General features: G+C 45.8%; 11 protein-coding genes. 3 read left to right on the forward strand and 8 right to left on the reverse strand.

Going from position 1 to position 9,338, the window contains the following annotated elements:
* Window positions 1-348: 348 nt before the first annotated feature.
* On the forward strand, window positions 349-723 hold the full coding sequence (locus IM322_RS01480; RefSeq protein WP_287676086.1) for a hypothetical protein: 375 nt from the start codon (window positions 349-351) through the stop codon (window positions 721-723).
* Here IM322_RS01480 and cbiB read toward each other — a convergent pair.
* The 3 genes from cbiB to IM322_RS01495 are packed head-to-tail and all read right to left on the reverse strand — an operon-like array spanning window position 664 to window position 2,511.
* Window positions 664-1,644: an adenosylcobinamide-phosphate synthase CbiB gene (gene cbiB / locus IM322_RS01485; protein WP_287676088.1), complete on the reverse strand. Its 981-nt coding sequence runs from the start codon at window positions 1,642-1,644 to the stop codon at window positions 664-666. The genes IM322_RS01480 and cbiB overlap by 60 nt on opposite strands.
* A 2-nt stretch (window positions 1,645-1,646) precedes the next feature.
* Entirely contained in the window at window positions 1,647-2,120 is a 474-nt protein-coding gene (locus IM322_RS01490) for a GFA family protein (RefSeq protein WP_287676089.1), read from the reverse strand.
* Window positions 2,068-2,511 carry an Rrf2 family transcriptional regulator gene (locus IM322_RS01495; RefSeq protein ID WP_287075738.1) on the reverse strand — a complete coding sequence of 148 codons (444 nt, stop codon included), beginning with the start codon at window positions 2,509-2,511 and terminating at the stop codon, window positions 2,068-2,070. Before IM322_RS01495 ends, IM322_RS01490 begins: the two co-directional genes overlap by 53 nt.
* A 300-nt stretch (window positions 2,512-2,811) precedes the next feature.
* Between IM322_RS01495 and IM322_RS01500 the strand changes: the two genes are divergently transcribed.
* The gene (locus IM322_RS01500; RefSeq protein WP_287075741.1) at window positions 2,812-3,201 is read left to right on the forward strand and encodes an AbrB family transcriptional regulator; all 390 of its coding nucleotides are present in this window, start codon (window positions 2,812-2,814) and stop codon (window positions 3,199-3,201) included.
* A gap of 268 nt (window positions 3,202-3,469) precedes the next feature.
* Here the strand turns inward: IM322_RS01500 and IM322_RS01505 are convergent, their stop codons facing one another.
* Window positions 3,470-3,637, reverse strand: coding sequence for a YqaE/Pmp3 family membrane protein (locus IM322_RS01505; RefSeq protein WP_002798187.1), 168 nt, complete (start codon window positions 3,635-3,637; stop codon window positions 3,470-3,472).
* A 108-nt stretch (window positions 3,638-3,745) separates the two neighbouring features.
* Here IM322_RS01505 and IM322_RS01510 point away from each other — a divergent pair, with 108 nt between their 5' ends.
* Window positions 3,746-4,111: a phage holin family protein gene (locus IM322_RS01510; RefSeq protein WP_286825186.1), complete on the forward strand. Its 366-nt coding sequence runs from the start codon at window positions 3,746-3,748 to the stop codon at window positions 4,109-4,111.
* 206 nt (window positions 4,112-4,317) lie between these two features.
* Here the strand turns inward: IM322_RS01510 and eno are convergent, their stop codons facing one another.
* The 4 genes from eno to IM322_RS01530 form a co-directional block, all read right to left on the reverse strand.
* Entirely contained in the window at window positions 4,318-5,616 is a 1,299-nt protein-coding gene (gene eno, locus IM322_RS01515) for a phosphopyruvate hydratase (protein WP_287676090.1), read from the reverse strand.
* Between the two features lie 46 nt (window positions 5,617-5,662).
* Window positions 5,663-6,424 carry a DUF3887 domain-containing protein gene (locus IM322_RS01520; RefSeq protein ID WP_287676091.1) on the reverse strand — a complete coding sequence of 254 codons (762 nt, stop codon included), beginning with the start codon at window positions 6,422-6,424 and terminating at the stop codon, window positions 5,663-5,665.
* A gap of 115 nt (window positions 6,425-6,539) precedes the next feature.
* Entirely contained in the window at window positions 6,540-8,618 is a 2,079-nt protein-coding gene (gene glgX / locus IM322_RS01525; RefSeq protein WP_287676092.1) for a glycogen debranching protein GlgX, read from the reverse strand.
* A gap of 278 nt (window positions 8,619-8,896) precedes the next feature.
* On the reverse strand, window positions 8,897-9,338 hold a 442-nt coding region (locus tag IM322_RS01530), incomplete at its 5' end, for a DUF4351 domain-containing protein (RefSeq protein ID WP_287676094.1).

The raw sequence follows: 9,338 nt of genomic DNA on the forward strand, positions 1-9,338 counted from the left end.
CCAACGGTTTTCATCTGATAGTTTTCCGCCAAAGGGCAGTTCAAATGATTCGGGTTCTGAGGGAGTTGCTGTCGATATACGATACATCTGTACGGGATGAAAAAAGTGCCTGGCTTTTAGGGTATTTTACCTTTTTTTGGGACTTTTTTCTCGACTTTATTGAGTCGAAACCTTTTTCCTATCGGCATTTCAGGCTTTTTCAGCAAGCCCTACTTAGTCGAAGTCCACATCGGTGAATCAAGAATCCCTCGCTTGAGCGCGACGGGAGCGTCAATAGATTTCTTTCCCCTACACTTTGAAGTGGGGAATGTGGGTTAAAATTGGCATAACTCGACCATCGCCTCGACCATGTTCTTTTTTGTCCTCGGCTTCAATCTAGGCTTAACTTTATTTAATTGCTTTCTAGTCTGGAAATTGTGGCAATTGCGGCGGATTTTAGGGCGAGTGACCAAAATTTTAAACCGGGTGGAACGACGTTTACACCACATTTTTTACCCCGCTCCGGAATATATTATCATCGCCGGGGCGAAAAGCTATTATCTCAGACAAAACTATCAACGTCTCTGGGGACAGATACAGATACTGCAATCCCTATTCTTGACCTTCTCCCTGATTATCCGTTACTGGCAGCGTCAACCCCGTCAACGCCGTCGCCTGTGGTCGCTACAATTGAGCAAAATCTCTAGCAATCAAGCAGCTGACAGCGATCGCCAGCCAAAGTAATACACAAGTACGAGTTAAATTCAAAGCCTGTTCGACGGTTTTGACGGTAATCGGGTTGAGGTTATCGCCCAATAAAGGTTTTTCCACAATCTGGCCCCGATATTGATTTTTACCCCCCAATTGCACCCCCAAAATCGCCCCATAGACGCATTCACTCCAACCAGAATTAGGACTAGGATCCCGACGGGCATCGCGCCAACAAATGCTTAAAACCCGCTCCGGCTGGCCCGAAATTAGGGCGAGAGTTAAGACCGTCAAACGACAAGGTAGCCATGTCAAAACATCCTCGCTTTTGGCACTAAACCAACCAATATGGGTGTAGGGTGGCCGACGATAGCCAATCATCGAATCGAGGGTACTAGCGGCTTTATAAGCGCAAGCGAGGGGCACTGGCCCCACCCCCAGAAAAGCACCGAGAAGGGCATAAAAAAGCGGCGCGGTAACTCCATCCACACCATTTTCACTGACGGTTTCTAATAGGGCGCGGAGGATTTCTTCCCGGCCGAGATTATCTGTGTCGCGACCAACGTATAAACTTAGTTGGCAACGAGCTAAGGTGATATTTTCCGCTTGTAAAGGTGCGATGACTGTTTCGGCAGCCCTGCGTAAACTTCTACCGGCTAAACAACTAGCCAAGAGAATCATTTGTACTAGGCAACTCAGCAGCAAATTGACCTGACCTAACCATTGGATTCCTAGCCAAGTTAAGACCCCGGCCAAGATAATTAAACCTAGTCCCAGAATTATGCCCGCTAAACGTTGGCAAATTTTTTCCCGCGTCCAATTAAGGATAACTTTTGTGGCAACGGCAATAATCGCCCCCATCACCTGCACTGGATGAATCCATCCCCAAGGATCGCCGATCAGATAATCTAAAACTGCCCCTAATACCAAAATGATCGCCGTTGCCGCTTCCTTCACAATTACTCCCTTTTCCCATCGATATCCCGAATTTTCTCAATATTCTCTTCCCAGTTAGCCCCATCAAAGAACTGGATCTGAAAATCCCCTAAGACATTGCCCTCCAAACAGCGCAGGTTTATATCTATAGCGTCAGGATGGGAGCGGGGACGATAGAAAGGATGAATACCACAAACACGACAAAAATAATGTTGGGCTGTGTGGGTATTAAATGTATAGGTACTTAAAAAATCTTCACCGCTTAGGAGGGTAAATTGTGCTGAAGGAACAATCAGATGCAGAAAGCCTTTTTTCTGACAAATCGAACAATTACAGTCTAGAGCTTGCTCATGCTCGATCGCCACTTGAAAACGGATCGCTCCACAGTGACAACCCCCCCCATAAATCTTTGCTTGTGTTGTTGCTGTCATAACTTCTAAACTACTAAACAATAAAGCTGGTTTCCTCTCCCCTAGCGGCGATCCAGCTACGGGCATCGTAGTATAAATCGGCTAAGGTAATCTTCCCTAGGGCCTCTTTTAATTTCTCGTGTAGGTGTTTCCAGATAGTAAATGTCACCCAATCTTCTGCCTGTTCGTCCTTGGGATGATAGCCTGATAATGGCTCGATCGTCTCTCCCACTGCCTCCAAAATTTGCCCCAACGAGATACGATTTGCCGGCCTGGCCAATTGATAACCCCCTTGTGCTCCCCGAAAGGAGCGAACTAACCCCGCTCGTCGCATTTCTATCAGCAATTTCTCTAGATAAGCGGCCGGGATATCTTGACGCAGGGCGATCGATTTTACCGATACGGGAGTTCCCCTCGGTTGTAAACTAAGATCCAGCAAGGCTTTAACACTATAGTGACCCCTAGTTGTTAGCTTCATTATCCCTCATTTTTACCTCTTGATCTCTATCCTACCCCCTGCTCTCATTGATGACAGAAAGACTAACCTCCCTTACCCCGGCATCTCGATCAACATTGATAAATTCTGTTAAGATTTCGATCAAGAGATCCAGTGTAATCACTTACAATCAATTTCCTCAAGCAAGTGATAATTTTTAGTTTATACCGTGTAAGATGAGTGTAGAGAGCAATCGTAACCCGATTGTTTCTGGTCGGGGGAAGCAATTCTCCTCGATTAGCCTTGATGACCCTAACCTTTACTTATCTGCCGCGAACTTAAATGAACAAAACTACCAATCCAGAACCCCTGACTGGCCTCGAACTAATTGAGAAAGTTAAACAGCTAGGCAACCTCAGCAAAGAGGAAAAAGCCCGGGAATGCGGCTACTATACCATGACAAAAAATGGTATTGAACGCGTTAATATGATGAAATTTCTCAATGCTCTAATCGATGCCGAGGGAATTGACTTAGATAGCAGTGCCAATGGCCACGGACGAGGTGGGCGCTCGGCCAGCTACCGGATCAGTGTCCAATCCAATAATAATCTCCTAATCGGTTCGGCCTACACCAAAAAAATGGGACTCAAACCGGGAGATGAATTTGAAATTACTTTGGGGAGAAAACATATTCATCTCAAGCAAGTTGGCGCCAACGACGACGACGAATAGCAATAATTAAGGAGAGAGCCGTTTAACTCTCTCCTTGCTATGAGATAAGCTCTTGTCCATTGAAACTGGGTATTTTATCCTCAATCAGTCTTTAAGCATCTAGATCAAAGACTCCGTTCGATATGTCTGGTTAATTTTGTCCTATTAACCGCGTGTAATATACCTCTCCAGAAATCAGGCTAGAAGACTGATCCACCCAGCTAAAATCTTAATTATTGGAGATGTCTAATGCAGCGACTAGAAAAACTGGCATCTCCTGGGGTGCTAATTAGGAATTCTCCGCTTCTTTGGAGACAATCCAGAAAGCGTGGATAATGCCGGGGACATAACCGATTAAAGTTAAGATGATGTTAATAACAAAGTCTAAACTCAGTCCCGTAGTCAAAAATACGGCTAAGGGCGGCAAAAAAAACGCACAAACTAGGCGAAGAAACATTGCTTGTACCTCAAAAAGACTTTAGTGAATCTTAATTCTATATTAAGCTTGCTCTCCTTAAAGTTGCCATAAAATGGGGGTGATTGCAGAAAAATTAAGGAGAAATTTATGATCGGCATTCTTTTAAATATTCTTGCCACTGCCCTGAGTTTATTAGTGGTTGATATTATCTTCCCCGGTGTTAAAGTCGATAGCTTTATTGTGGCCATGGTTGCGGGGGCAGTTATCGGTTTAGTCAACGGACTGGTTAAACCGATTCTAGGGCTGCTTTCCCTACCGATTACTATTCTCACCCTCGGTGGCTTTATCCTTGTTCTCAATGGCTTTTGTTTCTGGTTAGCCTCGATCCTCGTCCCGGGATTCGCAGTTAAGGGTTTAGTGGCTTTTATCGGTGCGCCAATCGTCCTCTCTCTGGTCAACACCCTCTTAAATAAATACTTCGCCGAAAAAGGTTCCAGCGAAGTACCACAATAGTCAGTGACCAGTTATCAGTTATCAGTACCCTCAGTGTAACACCTTTGATCCAAAAATCATACCTTCGTGCAGAAAAAAGGCCAAAAATAAACACTTCGCCGAAAAGGGTTTCAGCGAAGTACCACAATAGTCAGTGACCAGTTATCAGTTATCAGTGTTTTTAGTATAACACCCTTTTTCGATCACTGCAAGACTTTTTTCAAATTTTAGGCCAAGAATTTTGGACCCAAACCGACTTTCGGCGCGTACACCGCCCGATCGCCCAATTCTTCTTCGATGCGTAATAAGCGATTATACTTAGCCACCCGTTCACTGCGACTGAGAGAACCAGTTTTAATCTGTCCGGCATTAGTAGCCACCGCCAGATCTGCGATCGTGGTGTCTTCCGTTTCTCCGGAACGATGACTGATGACAGAACGATAACCGTGACGGGTAGCCAGGGCGATCGTTTGTAGGGTTTCCGTCAAAGAACCGATCTGATTGAGTTTAATCAGGATCGAGTTAGCAATACCGAGATCGATCGCTTTTTGCAGACGGATGGGATTAGTCACCATCAAATCATCGCCCACCAACTGAATCCGCGCCCCCAGTTTATCGGTCAATAATTTCCAGTTATCCCAATCTTCCTCGTGTAAACCGTCTTCAATGGAAACAATCGGATAGCGATCGACTAAACTAGCCAAAAAATCCACCATTTCGGCGGGAGAATGGGCGGAACCATCGTAGATGTATTGACCATCCCGATAGAATTCACTGGCAGCCACATCCATAGCTAAAGCCACCTCCGACCCTGGTTTATAACCAGCACGTTCGATCGATTCGATCAAAATATCCAAAGCTTCCTGATTTGAAGCCAAATTCGGAGCATAACCGCCCTCATCGCCCACACCGGTCAGTAATTTGCGTTCGTGCAAGGCCTTACCCAAAGCGGCGAATACTTCCGCCCCCCAACGCAAACCTTCCTTAAAAGAATCGGCCCCGATGGGGAAGATCATAAACTCCTGAAAATCGACGTTATTATCAGCGTGAGAACCACCATTGATCACGTTCATCATCGGCACGGGTAGCACATTGGCCATCGGACCGGCGAGATAACGATAGAGAGGCAATCCCAGATCCGCCGCCGCCGCTTTGGCCGTAGCGAGAGAGACGGCCAGGATAGCATTAGCTCCTAATTCTCGTTTATTGGCCGTGCCATCGCGATCGATCATAGCTAAATCGATACTAGCTTGGTCGAAAGCATTCATCCCCTCCAAAACCGGGACAATTTTTTCGTAGACATTGCGAACCGCTTTCAGGACACCCTTACCACCGTAACGCTGGGGATCATCATCGCGCAATTCGTGGGCTTCAAAACTGCCCGTAGAAGCACCACTGGGAACTTGGGCCAAACCCATCGCCCCCGATTCTAACAGCACTTCCGCTTCGATAGTGGGACGGCCGCGGGAATCTAGAATCTCCCTAGCTGCGATCGCTTCGATGGGAACTTCGATTTTATCTAACATAACTTGTCGTCTCCAACTCAATTTACGGGGTTATTTCGGCTGATTACTAATTGCCTAAAGGGAAATCCACGTTGACAATCTGCTTTTGATCATCAAAAACGAGGATTAAAGTATCCGTCAGTTTTTGAAATTGAATCGACACCAACACCAGATCCACACCGTCCGTATCCGAACCTTTTCTGACCTGAGTTCCCAAGATCTGACGCACGGGGCCGGTACGCTTAAGTAAATTCTCCCAAGCGCCTTGTACTCTGGTGGGGAAAACCTCAGCTTTCAGGAAAGGGTGTAGATAACCTCTGGCCAGGCCGTAGTCTTTATTGACCAAAGCCGCGACAAAAGCGATGCCAATCTGAGAAATACTGCGAAATTCGGGAAAATCGGCGGCAACTATCTGACCAGACCGGTTAAAGGTAATTACCACATCTTCAGTGAGTTTCTCAAATTCAACGGTGACAATCACCAGATTGGCATTGATAGCATCGAGTAGCTTGCTTTCGACAATGCGCTTAAACGGTCCAGTATTGTCAGTGACTTGGCTTTCCCAGACCTTTTGCAGTTTTTCGGCAGTCCAGAGGGGTTTTAGTTGGGGTGACAAAGCTGCAATCACCTTGTCGTATTGTTTAGTTCCCAACCATTCTACTAACTGCCGAGCTTGCTTTTCTTCCCGGACGGGATCACCAATAGCGATCGCAGTCGGTTCTAGGTTCGCCTGTACTGGTGAAACGCTGAACGCGGTCCAAGGCAGGGAAAAACCAATTAAACACAAAGAGAGAATCGATACCCGTTTCGCTAATGAAAGCCGCATCATTTCAGCTATTGCTCCGCAAATAAATAACGTTTTTCCACTTGACGATTGAATTGATGCCATTGTTCATTAGTTAAAGCATTCAACATCGGTCGATCGGGCAATATCTCTCCTCTTGTTATACTGGTTTAACGATTAAAACTACCGCCGAACGCGCTTGCACCCGATAGGTTTCCGATTCAATAGCGGCTGCGGCATCCAAATCACAGGCTGCCTCGGACAATTGCCAAGCAGTATCGATGACACGATGCCATTTTTCCCCTTGTCCCAAGGGGGGTAACTGGAAGTTGAGAGATTCCCAGTAAGCGTTGAGCATAATGTGTAAATACTCATTCGCCTTGGGATGACGCAGGGAAAAAGCTAAACTGTGGGAATCTTCCGACCAATCGGGTTTACTCAACTGTACGCCATGCCAACTGAGATGGGGTTCAAGACTGGTATAGGTGACTTCTAGCAATTTTTCCTGACGGAAAAGAGCTAATTTTTTATTAAAATCGAGCAGTCTCCTTACGAAACACCAAAGATCGAACTCTTGCTCTACCGCACTCCAATCGAACCAACTTAACTGGTTATCCTGACAATAGGCGTTATTGTTGCCCTTTTGGGTGCGTCGCACTTCGTCCCCCATCAACAGCATAGGTGTTCCTTGGGAAATAAACAGGATCGTTAAGAGATTTTTTATTTGTTGCAGTCGCAGGGTTTTAATCCTCTCGTTATTGGTTTCCCCTTCTATCCCACAATTCCAGCTAAAATTATCGTTGCCACCGTCCCGATTCTCCTCGCCGTTAGCCTCGTTGTGTTTCTCGTCGTAGGAAACTAGATCGTTAAGGGTAAAGCCATCGTGACAGGTAACAAAATTTATACTTCTATTGACATCGGTGTCAGGTCTGTGGTATATGTCGGGGCTTCCTAAAATCCGCGCCGCTAATTTGCTGACTATGCCGGTATCTCCCCGGACAAAAGCGCGCACATCATCGCGAAAAGGACCATTCCACTCGGAAAACCAATCGGCAAATTCGACAAATTGACCGACACTATACAATCCTGCCGCATCCCAAGCTTCGGCGATTAATTTTGTCCCAGCTAAGACAGGATCCGATTCGATCGCCCAGATCATGTTATAACCTTTTTGCAGAATCGGTTCCCCGTCCACATTGCGCGATAATACGGCCGCCAGGTCAAAGCGAAAACCATCCACGTGCATTTCTGACACCCAATAGCGCAAACAATCGAGAATCATTTTGCCAACAATGGGATGACTGCCCTTGAGGGTGTTACCACAGCCGGTATAGTTGCTATAGAGGCTTTTATCTTCCCCGTCGAGGATGTAGTAGGTGCGATTATCGATACCTTTCAAGGAAAGAGTTGGCCCGATTTCGTCTCCCTCGGCGGTATGATTGAAAACTACATCGAGAATCACTTCGATCCCCGCTTTGTGTAACGCTTTCACCAGATCGCGAAATTCATTCAAAGGACCCAGGGGTGAGCGATCGCTACTGTAACCGGCATGGGGCGCAAAAAAGCCGATCGTGCTATAACCCCAATAGTTAGTTAACCCCGGCATGGCGGCAGCGGGATCAAAGTAATGAATCGGTAACAATTCCACGGCAGTAATGCCTAGGTTTTTCAAATAGGGTATTTTTCCGATTAATCCCGCAAAAGTACCTCTTTTTTCCTCGCTAACGCCGGAATTCGGGTTACGAGTAAAGCCACCGACGTGCATTTCGTAGATAAAACTGTCAGAGTAGGGAGTGCGTAGCGGTGCGTCATCTTCCCAATCATAGCAGCCCGGATCCACTACCAGACCCCGCAAAGCTCGATGACAATTATCGCCTTTTTCGCTGGCAGATTGCCGATCATAAATTTCCGCACCGACAATCGCTTTCGCATAGGGATCAAGAACTACTTTATCAGGATCGAAGCGATGACCCTGGGCCGGATTATCCGGACCATGGACTCGATAAGCATACACTTGACCGGCTCCAATACCGTGAACGAAAATATGCCAATAGAAAAAGGTGCGGTTTGTTTGCGGGGTGAGGAGAATAGTCCGGCTAGGTACGGGAGAATTAGCATCATCAAATAATAATAATTCGATCGCCGTGGCATACTTAGAAAATAGTGAGAAGTTGACACCATCGGCCAAGACAGTCGCACCGACAGGATGGCTTTTACCGTGATCGGTTTTTAAGGTCATTGTCAAGAGATAAGAAGTGATTAGGAGTAGTATAAGGTTATTCGGCGTTGCTGAATCAAGCTATGAATGCCAAATGTGTGTCCTATCCAAAAGTTAGTTTGGGTCCAGGTTTTAAAAATCCCACCAAAGAATGTTCAGAACTCAAATCAGCAACGCCAGATTTTCCTAGAGATAGTGTAGTTAATTTCCAAGACCTTGCCCTATTCGATAAAGCTCTCAATTTCCCGATAGATAAAGAAAACAATTAGAGGAGTTTTAAATGACCTTTCCCGAAGATTTTAGGTTTGATTAAGCCAATTGATTAAGTCAGCTTGACTCTTAAAGTCTAGCAATGCTTCTCCTAAGTCTTCTAATTTTTCTACTGAGAGTTTTTGGATAGTTTCGGTAATATGCGGGGGAAGTTGACCAAAACGTCGGTTAAGTAAGCGTAGCACTACCTTGGCTTCTCCTTGTTGAATCCCTTCGATTCTGCCCTTTTGAAGTCCAATGGCTTCTCCTTGTTGAATCGCTGCTTCTCTATCTTGTTCGTATAAAGGAGCTAAACGCATAATAAATTTCCTCTCCTCCTGGGTTCTTTTGGGTAAGGCTTGCAAGTTCCTACTCAAATTGTATAATAATTTTAAGGAAGCTGATTTAAAGGGATGACTAGGAGACAAGGCCTCTAATTCATCAATCGCTCTGGTTCTGGTTCCTCCTCTACCTAATAATCTTAACCAGAGG

It is taken from the genome of Microcystis sp. M109S1 (assembly GCF_020247025.1).
In the GTDB taxonomy this organism is placed as follows: domain Bacteria; phylum Cyanobacteriota; class Cyanobacteriia; order Cyanobacteriales; family Microcystaceae; genus Microcystis.